A 17,040-nucleotide genomic window follows, 5' to 3' on the forward strand; every position below is an offset into this window, starting at 1 on the left:
GACTGGTTTCCGCCGGGCTCGTCGCCGACCGTCGAGAATACTGCAACCGTGGTTTCCACTCGCCTCTCGCAGCAGGAATCAGAAATTCCTTGATGCGATGCCCTTGAAAGGGAATATCGTGACTACCGCACCCCCCACTCGTCGGCAAAACGGCCTTGCTCTTTTCTGGGCTGTAACGTTCGCGGTGAGCTGGGCTTCATGGCTTACCGCGATCACACTCGGCGGATCGGCGATGAGTTTCCCCACTGTCATTCCTCACCTGCTCGCCGGCTTCGGCCCGACGGTCGGCGCGATCGTGATCCGGGCGCGCCGCGCCCGCCGCCGTCAACCCGTCCCCGCTCACACGGTGAGACTCCGGCTGAGCACGCGGCTGTTCTGGGTGCCGCTCCTGCTGGTGGTGGCATCGGCGACCGTGCTGGGAGCCGCGCTGCTCGCGCAGTTCCTGGGTGGGTCCGCAGTGAGCTTGACAGCGGGGCAGAATCTGATCTCGACCGTCGGCGGGCCCGTGGCGTTCTTCGTCAGCATGCTGATCGCCGGCCCGTTGTCCGAGGAGCCCGGTTGGCGTGGCACGGCATATCCGCGCCTGCGCGCTTCGTTGAGCCGCTTTCAGGCCGGTCTGCTGCTGGGCGTCGTCTGGGCGGTATGGCATCTGCCGCTGTTCTTCGTCCCCGGAACCGTTCAGGCCGGATTCGGGCTGTTCAGCTGGAGCGGGCTGCTGTTTTCGATCAGTGTCATTCCGATGGCGCTGCTGACCGGTTACGCCTATGAGCGCGCCGGGGTCGCGGCGTCGATCGCGGTTCACTTCGGCGTCAACGCGACAATGGCGCTGTTGGGCGTCAGTTCGCCCATGACGCTGGCATTCGTCGTGGCGGTGCAGGTCATTGTTGCGCTCGCACTGCTTACCTGGCAGCGCGAGCGCCGGGTGGACTCGCTGGGCGATGTGGACCCTCACCCACGCCGGATCGTCACCAACTCGTAGCGTCAGATCGGTCGAATCCGCGCCCGATGTTCATCGCCCACTGCAGGCGTGCCGTACCCCACGCGGGCCGGGTCCGGCCCGCGCGTCGCGCCTGCTCGACTCCCGAAAGGCGGAACCCGCCGAGCGCCTGCAGCGTCTCGGCGGGTTCCTCGGCCGCATGGAGGTGCGACCCCATGTCAAACCCCAAGACAACGTGGCATGCCCTCGTGTCCGCGCTCGCCCAGGAGCAGGGCATTCTGTCCGCCCGGCGTGGCATCTGCGTCTGAGAGGCGGAGCGGATGGCCGGAGCGGCCCTGGAGAGGCCCACCTTCAGCCAGTCTGAAGCTTCTGTGTTAGGCTTCAGGCTGCCTGAAGGCTATCTCAGGGAGAAGTCCGTGGAAGATGTGCTGCTGTCGCTGCATGTGCTGGCCGGCATCGTGTTCGTGGGGGGCTCGGCGGTCGCGGCGAGCCTGTTCCCGCGTTACGCGCCGGTCGCCGTGGCCGTCCCGTCCGGCGCGGGGGCGCCGCCCGTCGCGGGGACGGGGGAGCCGGGGGATCGGAACCGGGCCGTCGCCGTCGTGTTGCACCGCATCACCCGGGTCTACGGCATCTTCGGTGTCGTCGTGCCCGTCGCCGGGATCGCCCTGGGCGTCGTCCAGGGCCGGATGGGCGAGATCTGGATCAACATCGCCATGGTCCTCACCGTCGCCGCGGGCGCCCTGCTGGCCATGGTGATCTATCCGCGGCAGGGTGAGGCGCTCAGTGACCCCGACGACGGCCGGCGGCTGCGCTCGCTCTCGATGTTCGCCGGGATCTACAACCTGCTGTGGGCGGTGGTGGTCGTGCTGATGATCGTCCGCCCGGGAGCCTATCCCTGACGGCTGTGGAGTCGGCGGCTTCGCCGTCCTTCGTGGTGCTGTCGGTCGGAGGTTCTGGGGCGTTACGTCCCCTCGTGGTGCTTTCTTGGTTGTCACGTGGAGAATGCTCCCGTTAGCCTCGACCAGTAAACGGAGACCTCTCCGATCTAGTACGGCACACAGAAGACGGACGTGGCCACGCGTGATGGAAACCAACTCCTCCGCCATCTCGCTCCGTGTGAACGGCGAGACGCATGCCCTCACGGTCGACAACCGCACCACCCTGCTGGACGCCCTGCGCGAGCACCTCGACCTGACCGGCACGAAGAAGGGCTGTGACCACGGGCAGTGCGGCGCCTGCACCGTGTTGCTCGACGGCCGGCGGGCCACCGCCTGTCTCCAACTTGCCGCCGCGGCCGACGGGCGTACGGTCACCACGATCGAGGGCATGGCCGACGGTGACCGGCTGCATCCGGTGCAGCAGGCGTTCCTCGACTTCGACGGTTACCAGTGCGGTTACTGCACGCCGGGGCAGATCTGCTCCGCGATCGGCGTGATCGAGGAGCATGCCGCCGGCTGGCCGAGCGCCGTCACCGCCGATGTCCGGCCGGAGGCGGGACCGCCGCCGCTGGACGCGGACGAGATCCGCGAGCGGATGAGCGGCAATCTGTGTCGGTGCGGGGCTTACGTGTCGATCGTGCGTGCGGTCGCGGAGGCGGCGGCCCAGGTGGCGGCGGGCCGCGAGGCCGCGGGTGGCCAGGGTTCCGGCGCGGGTGGGACGCGGGTGACGGCATGAGGGAGTTCCGGTACGGCCGGGCGACCGGCGTCGCCGAGGCGGTCGCCCTGCACGCCGGGAACCCCGAGGCCCGCTTCCTCGGCGGCGGCACCAACCTCGTCGACCTGATGAAGAGCGGTGTGGAGAGTCCCGAACTCCTGATAGACGTCCGCGGGCTCCCGCTGGACCGGATCGAGGTGGCCGGCGACGGATCCCTGCGGATCGGCGCGACCGTGACCAACAGCGACCTCGCCGCCCATCCCGAGGTCAGGCGGCGTTACCCGGCGCTCGCCCAGGCGGTGCTCGCGGGCGCGTCCGGCCAGTTGCGCAACATGGCCACCGTCGGCGGGAACCTGCTGCAACGCACGCGCTGCGGCTACTTCTACGACACGATCCAGCCGTGCAACAAGCGGCGGCCCGGCAGCGGCTGCCCGGCGGTCACCGGGGAGCACCGCAACCACGCCATCCTCGGCTGGTCCGAGCACTGCGTCGCCACCCACCCCTCGGACATGGGCGTGGCGCTCGCCGCCTTCGACGCCGTCGTCTCCGTGCACACCGCGGACGGACCGGCGCAGCTGCCGCTGCCCGACTTCTACCTGCCGGTCGGCGACACCCCGCACCGCGAGACCGCGCTGCCGCCCGGCGCGCTGATCACCGGCGTGACCCTGCCGCCCGCCCCGGTGGCGGCGAGGTCCCGCTATCGCAAGGTCAGGGAGCGCGCGTCCTACGCGTTCGCCAACGCCTCGATCGCCGCCGCCCTGGACATCCGCGACGGCGTCGTACGGGAGGTCCGGCTCGCCTTCGGGGCGGTCGCGTCCCGGCCGTGGCGGGCGGGTACGGCGGAGCGGACGCTGACCGGCGGACCGGCGACCGCCGAGGCGTTCGCCGCCGCGGCCGACGCCGAACTCGCCGCGGCCAGACCCCTGACGCACAACGAGTACAAGGTGCCACTGGTCCGGAACCTCGTCGTGGCCATGCTGACCGAGCTCGCCGAGGAGGCCGCCCGATGACCGCCCCTTCCCTGGCGCCGGGCCGTACCGGCGTCGTCGGCACCGCGCGGACCCGGCTGGAAGGGCGGGCCAAGGTCACCGGGGCCGCCCGTTACGCCGGGGAGGTGCCGTTCGCGGAGCTGGCGCACGGATGGGTGGCGACGTCGTCCGTGGCCCGCGGCCGGATCCGGTCCATCGACACCGAGGCCGTTCTCGCGATGCCCGGCGTGCTGGCCGTCCTGCACCACGGGAACGCGCCGCGGCTGCGGCCGGGCGTGGGCCTGTTCGGGCCGGACGCGACGCTCCAGGTGCTCCAGGACGACCGGGTGCCGCACGTCGGCTGGCCGGTGGCGCTGGTGGTCGCGGAGACCCCGGAGCAGGCCAGGGCGGCGGCCGAGGCGCTGGTCGTGACGTATGACGAGGAGCCGCACGACGTCGCCTTCTCCGCCGATCACCCCGGGGTGTACACGCCGGAGGCGCGACCGCCCGCCCCGCCGGATGTGGAGCGGGGGGACGTGGACGCGGAGCTGGCCGGGTCCGCCGTGGTGGTGGACGAGGAGTACACCACGCCCGAGGAGTACCAGAGCCCGATGGAGCCGCACGCCGCGGTGGCCCGCTGGGAGAACGGCAGGCTGGAGGCGATCGACTCCAACCAGGGGTCCTACGCCATCGCGCAGTACATCGCCCAGTTGTTCTTCCTCGACGCGGCCTCGGTGCGGGTCACGTCGGAGCACGTCGGCGGCGCCTTCGGGGCCAAGGGGGTGCGCCCGCACCTGGTGTTCGCGGTGATGGCCGCCACCATGCTCGACCGGCCGGTCCGGGTCGTGCTCACCCGGCGGCAGATGTTCACGATGTGCGGGCTGCGGACTCCGACGGCGCAGCGGATCCGGCTGGGCGCGGACGCCGACGGGCGGCTGCGGGCGGTGGACCACGAGAGCGTCTCGTACAGCTCGGCCATCCAGGAGTTCGTGGAGCAGAGCACGCGGCCCACCCGTGTCCTCTACGCCACGGACGCGCTGCGCGCCCGGACCAGGCTGGTCCGGCTGGACGTGCCGACCCCGACCTTCATGCGCGCCCCCGGCTGGGCGCCCGGCTCGTACGCCCTGGAGTCGGCGATGGACGAGCTCGCCGAGCGGACCGGCCTGGATCCGATCACGCTGCGGCTGCGCAACGAACCCGCCGTCGCGCCCGCCTCCGGCCTGCCGTTCAGCAGCCGCAACCTCGCCGCCTGCTTCGAGGAGGGCGCGCGCCGGTTCGGCTGGCCGGACCGCGACCCGCGCCCCGGCGTGCGCAGGGACGGGCGCTGGCTGGTCGGCACCGGCGTCGCCGCGTCGGCCCACGCGGCCATGACCGCCCCCTCCACGGCCACCGCCACCGCCGAGGCGGACGGCACCTTCACCGTGCGGATCGCCGCCGCCGACATCGGCACCGGCGCCCGTACCGCGCTGCACCAGATCGCCGTCGACGCGCTGGCGGCGCCCCCGGAGGCGGTCCGGGTGAGGATCGCGGACAGCGACTTCGGGCCCGCGCAGTTCGCCGGCGGCTCCATGGGCACCGCCTCCTGGGGCTGGGCGATCACCGAGGCCGCCGCCGCCCTCCGGGAGCGGCTGGCGCTCGCGGACGAGATCCCGGCGGACGGCATCACGGTCCGCGCGGACACGTCCGAGCTGGTCCGCGCCCGGCAGCCGGTGGAACGGCACGGCTTCGGCGCGCAGTTCGCCGAGGTCGCGGTCGATCCGGCCAGCGGCGAGGTGCGGGTACGGCGGCTGCTCGGCGTCTTCGCCGTGGGCCGGGTCGTCAACCCGCTGACCGCCCGCAGCCAGCTCGTCGGCGGCATGATCATGGGCCTGTCGATGGCCCTGCACGAGGAGGGCGTACGGGACACCGCCTCCGGCTCCCTGGTGAACGGCGACCTCGCGGGCTACCACGTGGCGTCGAACGCCGACGTGCCGCCGATCGAGGCCGACTGGGTGGACGACCCGGACACCCACAACCCCACCGGAATCAAGGGCCTCGGCGAGATCGGCATCGTCGGCACCGCCGCCGCCGTCGCCAACGCCGTCTGGCACGCCACCGGCACCCGCCAACGCCACCTCCCCATCCGCCTCGACCGAACACTCACCCGCTGACCCTTGACCCGCTGACGCCTGACCCGCTGACCCTTGGGACGCGGCCTCCCGCCCGCTGCCCTGGGAGTCGGCGGCCCCCGCGCTCCACTGATCTTGATCTCGGCCCCGGGACGACGGATGATCCGATGACAGGCGATACGTCACTTAGGGGAGTGTCATGTCGATCGGTGAGACGTATGACCCGCTCGGGAGTCATCTGCTCGATCCCTACCCTTTGTACGACCGGGCCAGGGACGAGGAGCCGGTCTTCTGGTCGCCGGCGGTCGGGGCCTGGGTGGTGACCAGGTACGAGGACCTGCTCAAGGTGTTGCGGGACCCGGAGACGTACTCGTCGGTGAACCCGTTCACCCGGGCGCTGCCGATCGGGGAGGAGGCGGTCGCCGAACTGGGGAAGGGGTATCCGCACCACCCGGACCTCATCCAGTCGGACGGGGAGACGCACGCGCGGCTGCGGGCGCCGATCGCCGAGGTGCTCAAGGCCGACCGGGTGGCGGCGCTGGAGCCGTACATCAGGGAACGCGCGGAGGAACTGGTCGAGGGGTTCGCCGGGGACGGCGCGGTGGAGTTCATGGAGCGGTACGCGGTGCCGTTGCCGTGCTCGACGATCGGGCGGCTGTGCGGGTACGACGACGAGCGGGCGAAGGTGGCGTACTCCTCGCTGCTCGCGTTCACCACGTTGCAGTCGACGCACCTGACGCCGGAGGAGGAGGTCGAGGCGGCGCGGTCGGGGGTGCGGCTGCAACGGCTGCTCGGCGAGCTGGTGCGGGAGCGGCACGCGAACCCGGGGACCGACGCGATCAGCACGGTGGTCCGGCTCAGCTCCGACGGCGGGAAACCGCTGGAGTACGCGGACGAGGCGGCGATCGTCGCCAACCTCGTGCAACTCATGATCGCCGGGCACATCACCACGGTGCCGCTGCTCGGCATGGCCATGGTGCTGCTGCTCACGCACCGGGAGCAGTGGGAGCGGCTGTGCGCCGACCCGGCCCTGATCCCCGGCGCGGCCGAGGAGATCCTCCGGTACGGCACGCCGGCCAGCGGCCTGTACCGCGACACCACCCGGGCGGCCACCCTCGGCGGCGTCGGCCTGCCGGAGGGCGCCCGGGTGGTGCTGCGCTTCAACGCGGCCAACCGGGACCCGGCGCGGTTCGAGCGGGCGGCCGCGTTCGACGTCGAGCGGAAGCCGGGGCGGCACCTCGCCTTCGGCTGGGGCGTGCACTACTGCGTGGGCGCCGGGCTGGCCCGCAGGCAACTGGAGATCACCCTGGAGACGCTGACCGCCCGGCTGCCCGGCCTGCGGCTGACCGCGCCGGTCACCTTCCGCCCCGTGCACGACCTGCGGCACCCGGAGGCCGTCCACCTGGCCTGGTGAGCCCCGCGGCCGGCCCCGCCGGAGGTCTGCGAAACGCCCATGATGTCGCAGGTCCCGCCCGGGAACGTCAGGACCGGCAGACGGGGCGGTAGGGCACGCCGGGGAGGTGGGCTTGCCACTCCTGTTCCGACAGGTCCCGGCCCGCTCTGGCGCAGACGGCGGCGGTCAGCGCCTCGGGGGTGACGAGGCGGGAGGTGGGCAGGTCGTTGCCGTCGAGGGTGAGCAGCCGCCGGCCGTCGGGGGAGAACGCGAGGGCGGTGACGCGTGCCACGCTCTCGGTGACGGGCCGGCCGAGCGGTCTGCCGTCGGCCGTGTCCCACAGGGTGACCTCGGTGTCCTCGCCCGTCCCGCGCATCGTGGCCAGCAGGTCGCCGCCGGGGGTGAGGGCCAGGTCGGTGATGTCCCGGGTGGAGCCGCGCAGGGTCAGCTCGCGCGGGCCGGCGGCGCCGGGCTCCCACACCGTCAGGCGGCCGTCGGCGTCGCCGGGGGCGTAGAGGGCGCCGCCGGTCGCGATCCGCACGGCGCGGGAGTCCTCGCCGAGGACGGCCGGGCCGCCGAGCTCACCGGTGGCCAGGTCGGCGAGCCGGATCTCGTCGCCGTACACGACCAGGGATCGGCCGTCCGGGGTGAAGGCGATGTCCGAGGCATGCTCCCGGTCCAGTTGCCAGCGCGCCCGCCCGTCGCGGAGGTCCCACAGGACCACCCGGAAACCCACGCCGCGTTCGGTCTCGTGCGAGGCGAGCGAGGCCAGCAGCCGGCCGTCGGAGCTGAACCGCATGCGGTCCGGCCAGCTCGTGTGGCCGCCGGTCAGCAGGGCCCGCCGGGTGGCGGTCCTGGTGTCCCAGACGGTGATGTCCGTGTCGTCGATCGTCCTGCCGGTGTACGCCAGGAGGCCGCCGTCCTGGCTGAAGGCGGACGAGAAGATGCCCAGCGACCCGGTGACGGTCCCGGGCGACGGCCCGGCGGAGCGCCAGCCGTCCGTCTCGACGAGCCGGATCTCGCCCGTCGCGGGGACCCGGCCGGCGATCAACCGGCCGTCGGGGCTGAGCGAGTTCCAGCCGCCGGCTCCGGCGAGACGGGAGAGGTCGAGCGTGACCACGGTGTCGCCGGACAGGTACCGCAGCGCCTGGCCGTCCGGATCGAAGGCGGCCTGCGGCGCCGTCGCCGAGATCGCGTGGTCCATCAGGAGCGTGTTGGTGTCGTCGAGCCGCCAGATCCGCACGCTGTTCTCGGCCACCGACGCGATCAGGGTGCCGTCCCTGGAGAACCGCAGAGTGGGGGTGCCGCCGGAGCCACCGCCGTTCCACTGCTCCAGCCGGAACTTCTCGGCTCCCGTCCCGGCGTCGTACAGGATGATCACGTCCTCCGTGCCCGCCGCGATCGTGCCGCCGTCCCGGCTGATCGCCAGGACGCACCCGTCGCACGCCTTGACCGGTGTGGTGAGCCGCCCGCTCGGCAGCGCGGTACGGGAGAGCCCGCCGTCCAGGTTCGCCGAGATCACCCCGGTGCCGTCGGGGACCGGCAGCGCGCCGCAGCAGGTGCCGGTGCCGGTCACCTTCCCGGTGCGCGTGTTCCACGCCGTCTCCCCCTGGCCCCTGGCGACGACGAGGACGTCCTCGGACTCGCCGAAGGTGATGCGGAAGTCCAGCGTCCCTCCGGCGGGGTCGATCGGGTAGGAGCCGTCGAGCTGTTTCCCGGCCCGCAGGTCCCACAGCCGGATCCCGTGCCGCGCGGTGGCGACCGCGAGCACCCGGCCGCTGCCGTTGAGCGCGGCGGCCAGCACCCGGGAGCCTTCCGTGCCGAGGTTCGGCACGCCGCCCGCCGGGGCTCCGGTGCGCACGTCCCACGCCCTGGCCGCGTCGTCGCCGACGCTGACCAGGATCCGCCCGTCGCGGCTGAGCACCCGGGTCGCCTGGGCGGCCGGGTCGCTGAAGGCGCGCAGCTCGGGCTGGGTGATCGAGCCGGTCAGCGCCTGCCTGGCCTCGGCGACCGGGCTCAGCCGCCAGGCCGCCACGCTCAGCAGCATGGCCTGCACGGGATCGGTGGTGCGCAGCCCGTCGGCGACGCCGGCGAGCCTGCCCGCCTCGGCCTCGTTCCGCTGAACGGAGACGACCTGCCCCTGCCACACGGCGATGCCCCCGGCGACCAGGGCGGCCACCAGCAGGATCACCATCGTGACCAGGACCAGCCGGTTCCGCCGTGCCCGGCGGCGGGTCAGCGCGGCGCTCTGGTCGAGGAAGTCGCGTTCGACGGGGGTGAGGGTGATGTTGCGGCGCAGGGTCGCCGCCCAGTGCAGCGCGCCGTCCAGGCCGCTGCCGTGCAGCAGGTCGGCGTCCTTGCGGCCCTGGCGGTGCCAGCGGCGGGCCGCGACGGCGATGTCCCGATGCGCGGCCAGCCCTTCGCGGTCGGCCGCGATCCAGGCGCGCAACCGGGGCCAGGCGTGCGGCGCGGCGGGCCGGCTGAACGCGACCTCCTCGCCGTCGCTCACCAGGTAGGCGAACGCGCGCAGCACGCGTTCCACGCTTTCGGCCTCCTGCGCGGGACGGCCGCCGAGCAGTTCCTCCCGCGGCGCCCGGCGCGCGACGAGGTCGCCGTCGTCGGAGACGGTGACCAGCCGTAGGAAGATCTCGGGGACGATCTCCCGGTCGGCGGGGGCGAGGGAGGCGTAGGAGTCCTCGGCGATGGTGCCGAGCGCCGGATCGACGGTGCCGGCGGCGCCGACGCCGCCCGCCTTCCTGGTGCCCTCGGCGAGCAGCCGGGGCGTGTCGAGCCCGGCCTCCGAGCTGAGCAGGGCGAGCAGCAGCTCGGGCGCGGTGGGCCTGGCGGTGGGCTCCTTGGCCAGCGCCGCGCCCACCAGGTCGCGCAGCGAAGGGGGGAGCGGGCCGAGGTCGGGGGCGACGGACAGCACGCGGTGCATCACGGCGCCGAGGGTCTCGGCGCGGAACGGGTCCTCGCCGGTGGCGGCGAAGAGCACGATCGCGCCCCAGGCGAAGACGTCGGCGGGCATGCCTGCCCGCTGCCCGGTGAAGACCTCCGGCGCCATGTAGGTCGGCGTGCCCGCGGCCATGCCGGTGGCGGTCAGCGACATCTCCAGGGTCCTCGCCACCCCGAAGTCGATCACCCGTGGCCCGTCCGGGCCGAGCAGCACGTTGTCCGGTTTGAGGTCCCGGTGCACGACGCCGGCCTCGTGGATCGCGGTCAGCGCCGTGGCGATCGCGGTGGCCAGGCGGTGCAGGTCGCCGCCGTCGAACCGCCGTCCGCCCGCGATCGCGCCGCGCAGCGTGGGCCCCTCGACGTACTCGCTGACGATGTACGGCCGGTCGGCCCCCAGGTCGGCGTGCAGCACGCGGGCCGTGCAGAAGGACGCGACCCGCTGGGCGGCCGTCGTCTCCCTGGTCAGCCGGTTGCGCAGGTCGGGATCGCTCGCGGCGTCGCCGTACAGCACCTTGACCGCCACCCGCCGCCCGCCCGGGTCGTACGCCTCGTAGACCACGCCCTGGCCGCCGGCGCCTAATCGCCCGGCCAGCCAGTAGTCGCCCAAGCGTTGCGGATCACCATCGATGAGCGGTTGCCCCACGTTCTCCCCTTACCGCGTCCCTGTCGGTGTTCGACGCGACAAAGGGGAGCAAAGTTGGCACGAGATCCTGCCCGGTTTCACCTGGCCGGATTGACTGCGGGCGTGCGGAGGAGAGCGGGCATCCGCACCGAGCACGTCGCCGAAGGGCTACGCCTGCTCACCCGCGCCTTCCACGCCCTCGCCTGACCTACCGGCCTGCGGGACCGTCGCGGGGCCCGGGACCTCGGTCGGCGGCGTCGTACAGCCCGGGACGCCCGGCCGGTGCGGACTGGCCGCCGGGCGGCGCGCCGTGCCCGGGTGGGGGACCGTGCCCGGGTGGCGGGGCGTGGCCGGGTGGTGGGTTGTGCCCGGATGGTGAGGCTGGGCCGGTTGGCGGGGCGTGGGCAGGTGGTGGGTTGTGTCCGGTTGGTGGGGGGTGGGCGTACAGGTCGGGGCGGCGGTCGGCGTGGACGTCGTTGTGTGCGCTGATCCGCTTGTCGTCGGCGGCGGCCAGGTCGCAGCGGGCCAGGGCCGTGCCCGCCCGTCCGAACAGCGGGCCGGCGAGGGGCCAGCCGTCCGGATCGACGATCACCGTGCCCTCCGTCCAGTCCACGTCGCGCTCGGTGCCGGTCCGGTCGGCCACCGCGACGAACACGCGGTTGGTGGCCGCGGCCGCCTGGACCTTGATCATCTCCGCCGGCCGCTCGCCGTCCGGCCGGGGCAGCCGCGGCCAGTTGACCGGCGCGCACAGCAGCCGCGCGCCGCCCAGCGCGGGCAGCCTGACCCACTCGGGGAACTCCAGGTCGTAGCACACCATCACCGCGAGCAGCCCGTGGGAGGTGCCGACCACCGGCGGAGCCGCCGAGCCCGGCGTGAAGATCAGCTTCTCCCGGTCCCACAGGTGCGCCTTGCGGTAGAGCGCCCGCACCTCCCCAGCGTCGAGGAGCACGGCCGAGTTCCGGAGCCGGCCCTCGGCGTCGAGCTCGCAGAACCCGCCGACGAGGACGACGCCGAGCTGGCGGGACAGCCCGGCCCACTCCGCCACGGTCGGCCCGTCGGCGGGCTCGGCCAGCGCGCGCGCCTCGGCGGCGTCGCCGAACGCGTAGCCGCTGCTGGCCAGCTCGGGGACGACCACGATCCGGGCGCCCGCCCCGGCGGCCGACTCCACGGCGTGCCGGACGCGCTCCCGGTTGCCGGTCACATCGCCGACCGCCAGCGGGACCTGGCAGCAGGCGACGACGACCTCCTCGGCGTCGCTCATCCGCCCGCCGGCCCGTCGGCGGGCAGCGCCGCGCCGAGCCGCTCCCGGCTGGACCGTACGACCGCCAGCTCGCCGGCGCGGTCGACCCGGGAGGAGAACAGGTAGTACAGGCCGCCGGAGACCACCAGGCCGACCAGGAACGAGACGTCCGCGCCGCCGATGGCCGCGGCGATCGGGCCGGTGTAGAACGTCGTCGCGAAGAACGGGACCATCGCGGCGAGCCCCGCCCAGTAGGCGACCAGGCCGCGCCACGCCCACCTGCCGTACAGGCCGTCCGGGTTGAAGATCTCGGTGATGGCGTACCGGCCGTGCCGTACGAAGTAGAAGTCGACGAGGTTGACCGCGGTCCACGGCACCAGGAAGTAGAGCATCAGCAGCACGAAATCGTTGAAGCTGCTCAGATAGTCGTCCGGGATGGCGAGCGTCGCCACGTAGGCGATCACGGACACCGCGACCACGCCGATCACCCGCGCCTTCACCGTGGCCCTGACCGGCCGGAAACCGTCGATCCCGCTCACACTGGTGAGCATCGCGCCGTAGGCGTTGACCGCCATGATGCTGACCAGCGCCGGCACCGAGATCAGCACCACGAACGTGCCGAAACCGGAGAACAGGTCGTTGCCCACCTGGCGCACGCTGCCGATCGCGTCCGGGTGCGGCAGCCGGCCGGCGAGCAGCGCGCCGAGCGACATGAGCCAGACGGCGGAACCGGCCGCGCCCAGGTACGTCCACCAGATGACGCCGCCCGACCGGGTGTTCTCCGGCAGATACCTGGAGTAGTCGGACACGTAGACCGCGTAGCTGATCTGGTAACCGGCGGCGGCGGAGAACTGCACCAGGAAAGCCGTCCAGCTCATCCCGTGCCCCGCGATCACCGGCTGCCCGTGCAGGTGCACGATCGCCCAGACGGTGAGCACCCCGAACACGACGATGAGCAGGTACGTCAGCCAGCGCTGGACGAAGTGCAGCAGGTCGTGGCCGACCACGGCGAGCACGATCGCGACGGCGACGAGGACGGGGTACCAGAGCCAGGTGGCGCCGGGGAGCACGGTCCGCAGCGCCTGGGTGGCGAGCACCGTGTCGAACACGATGAACCCCACGTACACGAAGACGACCGCGGCGAACGGGAAGATCGCGCCCCGGGTGCCGAACTGCGCCCGCGACTGGATCATCTGCGGCAGGCCCATCCGCGGCCCCTGGTTGGCGTGGAAGGCCATGAAGAACGTGCCGAAGCAGGCGCCGAACACGATCGCCAGCACCGACCAGCCGAGCCCGAGGCCGAGGGACGGCCCGACGAAGCCGGTCACCATGGTGACGAGGACGAAGTTGCCGGTGAACCAGAACGGTCCCTGGTGCCACACCCTGCCGTGGCGCTCACCCGGCGGAATGTAGTCGATCGAGCGTTTCTCGACGGCGAGGGTGCCTCCCCGGTCGCCGTGCGCCGTGTCGTGTGCCATGCGACACCCTTCGCCGTGCCTGGCCGCCGGCCCGGTGCCGGGCAGGCTGTATCCACCATGTCACTTTGCGGTACCGCAGGTCAGCCCGCCAAAACGGCCAGCGGGGCGGCAGCGGGTGGACGAGTCGGCCAACCGGCGCCCGGTGCGGTCGGCCCGGCTGCCATCACAGCCGCCCGGTGGCGCCGTTCGCCGGGAGTTGTCATGGGGGCGCCCGGATTTGTCGGCCTCGGTCTTTAGGGTGCCGTCCATGACCGTGATCTCCGACTCCACGACGGCCTGGGAGCGGGTCCGCGACCTCGTCACCGACCGCAGAACCGCGGACCTGGCCGACCACGTGCTCGCCCTGAGCGACGACCAGCGGGCCGAGGTGGCACGCCGGCTGCCCGAGCTGCGCGGGGAGCTGCGCGAGGCCGCCGCGAGACGGTGGGACGACGACGGCGGAGACGAGTGGGACGAGGGGGATCCGGAGCCGGCCGACGGGATCGGCGGGTACGGCGAGGCACTGCGCGTCGCGGGCGCTGGCACCCTGTCCGGGGCCGCCGCCACGGTCGCCTGGCTGACCCGCCGCGAGTTCGCCGTCCGCCGCGGGTTCCCCTTCCGTCGCGGGTTCGCCTTCCGCCGGAGCGGGCCGGATGAGTGGAGCGGGCCGGGCGGGCGGAGCGGGACCGGCGGGCGGAGCGGGATGGAGGACGTGCTCCGCGTGCTGACCGCTCGCCCGGCCGCCTGGCAGGCCGACGTGGCCGCGCGGCTGGCCGGGAAGATCCGCACCGCCGACGACCGCAACGCCCCGCTCGCGCTGGAGCTGCTGCGGGCCTGCGGCGCCCCGCCGCCCGAGCACGACCCGCTGGTGACCGCCTGGCTCAGGGCCCGGCCGCGTGCCGACGATCCGCTGATCGGCCCGCTGCTGCCGCGGATCTTCGAGGCCGAGGGCGCCGGGCGGGTGCTGCGCGAGGAGCGGCTCGAACCGCGGCCCACCGGCTGGCTGGCGCTGATCGGGCGGCTGGAGGCGGCCGGGCGGGTCTCACGCGCGGACCTGCTCGACGGCTGCCTGCGTCGCTTCCTGCTCGGCGGGGACGCCGTCGGCCTGCGCTTCTTCGTCCGGCTGCACCGGATGCTGGACCCGACGCCGCGGGAGGTCGCCGCGCGGACGCGCGACTACCTGCGGCTGCTGCCCGCCGCGCCGGGCACCGTCGCCGAGCTGGCGCTCGAACGGCTCCGGCGCGGCGGCCCGTACGAGAGCGCCGACGTGGCCGAGGCCGTCGGCGCGCTGACCTTCCGCCCGGAGGCCAAGCTGGCCCTGGCGGGCCTGCGCTGGCTGGAGGAGGAGCCGCCGCCCGCAGCCGAGGCGGCGCACGCGCTGGCGGCGGCCTTCGGGCACGCCTCGTACGAGGTCCAGGGGCGGGCCGCCCGGCTCGCGCTCAGGCACGCGGCCGCCCTCGCCCCGGCCGGGCAGGTCATCGCCGAGGCCGTGCCGCTGCTCCCGGCGGCCCTCGGGACGCGGGTCGCCGCCGCGTTCGGCGGGGAGGCGGCGGAGCCGGAGGGCACCGAGGCGTTCGTCCCGCCGCCGCTCGCGCCCGTCGTGCCCGAGCCGTTCCCGGAGCCCACCGTCCGGCTGGGGCGGAGCGTGTACGAGTGGGTGGAGTGCGAGCGGTGGCTGGCGGCGTTCGTGGCGCAGGCCGCCGGTGACCGCGAGGAGCTGCGGCGGACGCTGACGGTCGAGTTCGGCGGCGCCTATCCCGACCTGTCGGACGAGACGAGCTGGGTCGATCCGAGCAAGTGGATCGCCGGCCTGGCCGGGGAACTGGTCACGTCCACCCCCGAGCAGCCGGTTTCCGGGCCGGGGCCCGAGGCGGTTGCCGGGCTGGGATCCCGGCCGGGGCCCGAGGCGGTTGCCGGGCAGGGGTCCTGGCCGGGGCCCGAGCCGGGGGCCGGCGAGTCCGGTGCGTTCCTGGGCGGCATCTTCTCCTCCATGCTGAGCGCTTTGCTGCAAGGGGCCGGACTGCTCGGCCCGGCGGCGGACTCCCGCCATGGGAGCCGGCTCCCCCGGCCCGACGACGTCTCGCCGCCGCACTTCTTCCTGTTACGCAGGTTCAACGAGCTCTACCTGGCGCTGCGGAAGGGCACGCTGCCGCCCGTGCTGCTGGCCACGCCCACGGTGCTGACCGGCCACCTCGATCCGGACGTACTGGTGGACCGGCTGGCGGCGTGCGCGGACGCCGGTGTCGAGCCGCCGCCCGCCGACCTGGCGCAGGCGCTGCTGCGGCTGCCCAGGGGCGCGCACCCCGGTGCGGCCGGGCGGGCGGCCGGGCTCGGCTCGCGGGCCGCCGCCACCGCCGCCCGGTGGATGGCCGGGGGCGGGCTGCCCGACCCGGAGACGGGCCTGCGGTGGGCCTACCTGGACGGCGCCACCGACTACTTCTACGACGAGCGCGAGCCCGGGTACCGCGTCTGGGAGCTCCGCCTCGTCCCGGCGCTGCGAGCCGCGCCCACCGGCCACGACCTCCTCGACGAGCTGCTGCGTCAGCCGCCGCGCCACCGCTGGGACGACCACGGCCGGGCCATGCACTGGTGGGCGGCGATCCTGCCCTCGCACCGTGAGGTGGTGGCCGTCAACTTCCTGCCGCATCTGGGCCACCACCTCGGCGTCCACGCGCCGTGCGCGCGTGCGCTGATCGACGCCGACGGGCCCGCCGGTGACGCGACCGCGCTCGTCCTGGCCTACTTCGTGGCCGCGCGGGATCCGCAGGCCGTCTCGCTGCTGGTGCGGATGGCGGCCAGGGGCGGGCTGCCGGCCGAGACGGTGGGGCGGCAGCTCGCACTGCTGATGCGCCGCACGCATGTCGAGCCGCGCCCGGTCGTCGCCGTGCTGGCCGAGGCCGCCCGGGAGGGCGCGCACGCGGAGGTGTGGCGGATGCTGACGAGCCTGCTGCCCGTCCTGCTGCCCGCCCGGGGCGAGCGGCCCTCCGTGGCGCACGTCGAGGCGATGACACTCGCGGCGGACGCCGCCGCCTGGGCGGGCGCGCGCGGCCCGATCCCCGAGGTGACGGCGCTCGCGGCGGGCCCAGGACGCAACCGGTTCACGCGTGCGTGCACACGGCTGCGCGACCAGCTCGGCGGGTAGCGCGAGCCTCCGGCCGCGTCCGCGCCGGCGGGGGCGGTGGCGTGGGGCGTCGCGGTCCGGTGGGTGGGGTTGGGGCGGGGCTATGGGGTGAGGAGGGTGCCCCAGGTCGTGGCCGCGGTCAGGGCCAGGGCCAGTGTCGAGCAGGTGACGGAGACGCGGAGGCGGTGGGCCGCGCCCACCCGGGCGGACAGCAAGGCGAGGCCGCCGGAGACCAGCACGGCGGCCAGGGCCGAGACGGTCAGCGCCGCGATCCGGCTTCCGGACAGCTCGGCGGCCGGCGGCTGTACGGCGAAGCCGCCGGTCACCCCGGCGAGGACCGCCAGCACGGCGAGCAGCCCGCCGGCGATCCGTCTGGCGAGAGTCGTCACGTGGGCCCCCTGTTCGGCGTCGTCGTTCAGGGGGGCGGGTCCATCGTGATGCCGTCCCGCGCGCCACGGCATCGGGATAATCCCTGGTCAGAGTCCTGACATGGCCCTGAGACGGGCCAAGGGTCAACCCTGGGCCATTTGGGCGAAATGCGAAATACAGCCCGTGTATCGGGGATGTGCTTGAGATCTTTGCGTTG

General features: G+C 73.8%; 11 protein-coding genes. 7 read left to right on the forward strand and 4 right to left on the reverse strand.

The window, feature by feature from the left end:
* The first annotated feature begins 232 nt into the window (after positions 1-232).
* The 6 genes from QSK26_RS26040 (at position 233) to QSK26_RS26065 (ending at position 7,080) form a co-directional block, all read left to right on the forward strand.
* A complete protein-coding gene (locus tag QSK26_RS26040) occupies positions 233-979 on the forward strand; it encodes a CPBP family intramembrane glutamic endopeptidase (protein ID WP_285777878.1) in 747 nt (248 codons plus the stop codon).
* A 374-nt stretch (positions 980-1,353) separates the two neighbouring features.
* Positions 1,354-1,836: a hypothetical protein gene (locus QSK26_RS26045; protein ID WP_285777879.1), complete on the forward strand. Its 483-nt coding sequence runs from the start codon at positions 1,354-1,356 to the stop codon at positions 1,834-1,836.
* A gap of 184 nt (positions 1,837-2,020) precedes the next feature.
* Positions 2,021-2,611 carry a 2Fe-2S iron-sulfur cluster-binding protein gene (locus tag QSK26_RS26050; protein ID WP_285777989.1) on the forward strand — a complete coding sequence of 197 codons (591 nt, stop codon included), beginning with the start codon at positions 2,021-2,023 and terminating at the stop codon, positions 2,609-2,611.
* Positions 2,608-3,600 carry an FAD binding domain-containing protein gene (locus QSK26_RS26055; protein ID WP_285777880.1) on the forward strand — a complete coding sequence of 331 codons (993 nt, stop codon included), beginning with the start codon at positions 2,608-2,610 and terminating at the stop codon, positions 3,598-3,600. Before QSK26_RS26050 ends, QSK26_RS26055 begins: the two co-directional genes overlap by 4 nt.
* Positions 3,597-5,708, forward strand: coding sequence for a xanthine dehydrogenase family protein molybdopterin-binding subunit (locus QSK26_RS26060; protein ID WP_285777881.1), 2,112 nt, complete (start codon positions 3,597-3,599; stop codon positions 5,706-5,708). The genes QSK26_RS26055 and QSK26_RS26060 overlap by 4 nt, the downstream gene beginning before the upstream one ends.
* Positions 5,709-5,865: 157 nt before the next feature.
* Positions 5,866-7,080, forward strand: coding sequence for a cytochrome P450 (locus QSK26_RS26065; RefSeq protein ID WP_285777882.1), 1,215 nt, complete (start codon positions 5,866-5,868; stop codon positions 7,078-7,080).
* 67 nt (positions 7,081-7,147) lie between these two features.
* On the opposite strand, the gene QSK26_RS26070 is transcribed toward QSK26_RS26065, so the two are convergent.
* From QSK26_RS26070 to QSK26_RS26080, 3 genes are all read right to left on the reverse strand, one after another.
* Complete coding sequence (locus QSK26_RS26070) at positions 7,148-10,657, reverse strand: serine/threonine-protein kinase (RefSeq protein ID WP_285777883.1); 3,510 nt, start codon at positions 10,655-10,657, stop codon at positions 7,148-7,150.
* Between the two features lie 187 nt (positions 10,658-10,844).
* The gene (locus tag QSK26_RS26075; RefSeq protein WP_285777884.1) at positions 10,845-11,897 is read right to left on the reverse strand and encodes a nitrilase-related carbon-nitrogen hydrolase; all 1,053 of its coding nucleotides are present in this window, start codon (positions 11,895-11,897) and stop codon (positions 10,845-10,847) included.
* A complete protein-coding gene (locus QSK26_RS26080) occupies positions 11,894-13,354 on the reverse strand; it encodes a purine-cytosine permease family protein (protein ID WP_285777885.1) in 1,461 nt (486 codons plus the stop codon). Before QSK26_RS26080 ends, QSK26_RS26075 begins: the two co-directional genes overlap by 4 nt.
* Positions 13,355-13,601: 247 nt before the next feature.
* Between QSK26_RS26080 and QSK26_RS26085 the strand changes: the two genes are divergently transcribed.
* Positions 13,602-16,475: an amino acid adenylation domain-containing protein gene (locus QSK26_RS26085; RefSeq protein WP_285777886.1), complete on the forward strand. Its 2,874-nt coding sequence runs from the start codon at positions 13,602-13,604 to the stop codon at positions 16,473-16,475.
* Between the two features lie 80 nt (positions 16,476-16,555).
* On the opposite strand, the gene QSK26_RS26090 is transcribed toward QSK26_RS26085, so the two are convergent.
* On the reverse strand, positions 16,556-16,843 hold the full coding sequence (locus QSK26_RS26090) for a hypothetical protein (protein WP_285777887.1): 288 nt from the start codon (positions 16,841-16,843) through the stop codon (positions 16,556-16,558).
* Positions 16,844-17,040: the final 197 nt, after the last annotated feature.

The sequence above is a fragment of the Microtetraspora sp. NBRC 13810 genome, from assembly GCF_030268685.1.
Lineage (GTDB): Bacteria > Actinomycetota > Actinomycetes > Streptosporangiales > Streptosporangiaceae > BSRQ01.

What these genes read in the sequence shown, in the direction of transcription:
- QSK26_RS26040 (WP_285777878.1), top strand. Translation starts at nt 233, where the DNA reads ATGAGTTTCCCCACTGTCATTCCTCACCTGCTCGCCGGCTTCGGCCCG.
- QSK26_RS26050 (WP_285777989.1), top strand. Translation starts at nt 2,021, where the DNA reads ATGGAAACCAACTCCTCCGCCATCTCGCTCCGTGTGAACGGCGAGACG.
- QSK26_RS26055 (WP_285777880.1), top strand. Translation starts at nt 2,608, where the DNA reads ATGAGGGAGTTCCGGTACGGCCGGGCGACCGGCGTCGCCGAGGCGGTC.
- QSK26_RS26060 (WP_285777881.1), top strand. Translation starts at nt 3,597, where the DNA reads ATGACCGCCCCTTCCCTGGCGCCGGGCCGTACCGGCGTCGTCGGCACC.
- QSK26_RS26065 (WP_285777882.1), top strand. Translation starts at nt 5,866, where the DNA reads ATGTCGATCGGTGAGACGTATGACCCGCTCGGGAGTCATCTGCTCGAT.
- QSK26_RS26075 (WP_285777884.1), bottom strand. Translation starts at nt 11,897, where the DNA reads ATGAGCGACGCCGAGGAGGTCGTCGTCGCCTGCTGCCAGGTCCCGCTG.
- QSK26_RS26080 (WP_285777885.1), bottom strand. Translation starts at nt 13,354, where the DNA reads ATGGCACACGACACGGCGCACGGCGACCGGGGAGGCACCCTCGCCGTC.
- QSK26_RS26085 (WP_285777886.1), top strand. Translation starts at nt 13,602, where the DNA reads ATGACCGTGATCTCCGACTCCACGACGGCCTGGGAGCGGGTCCGCGAC.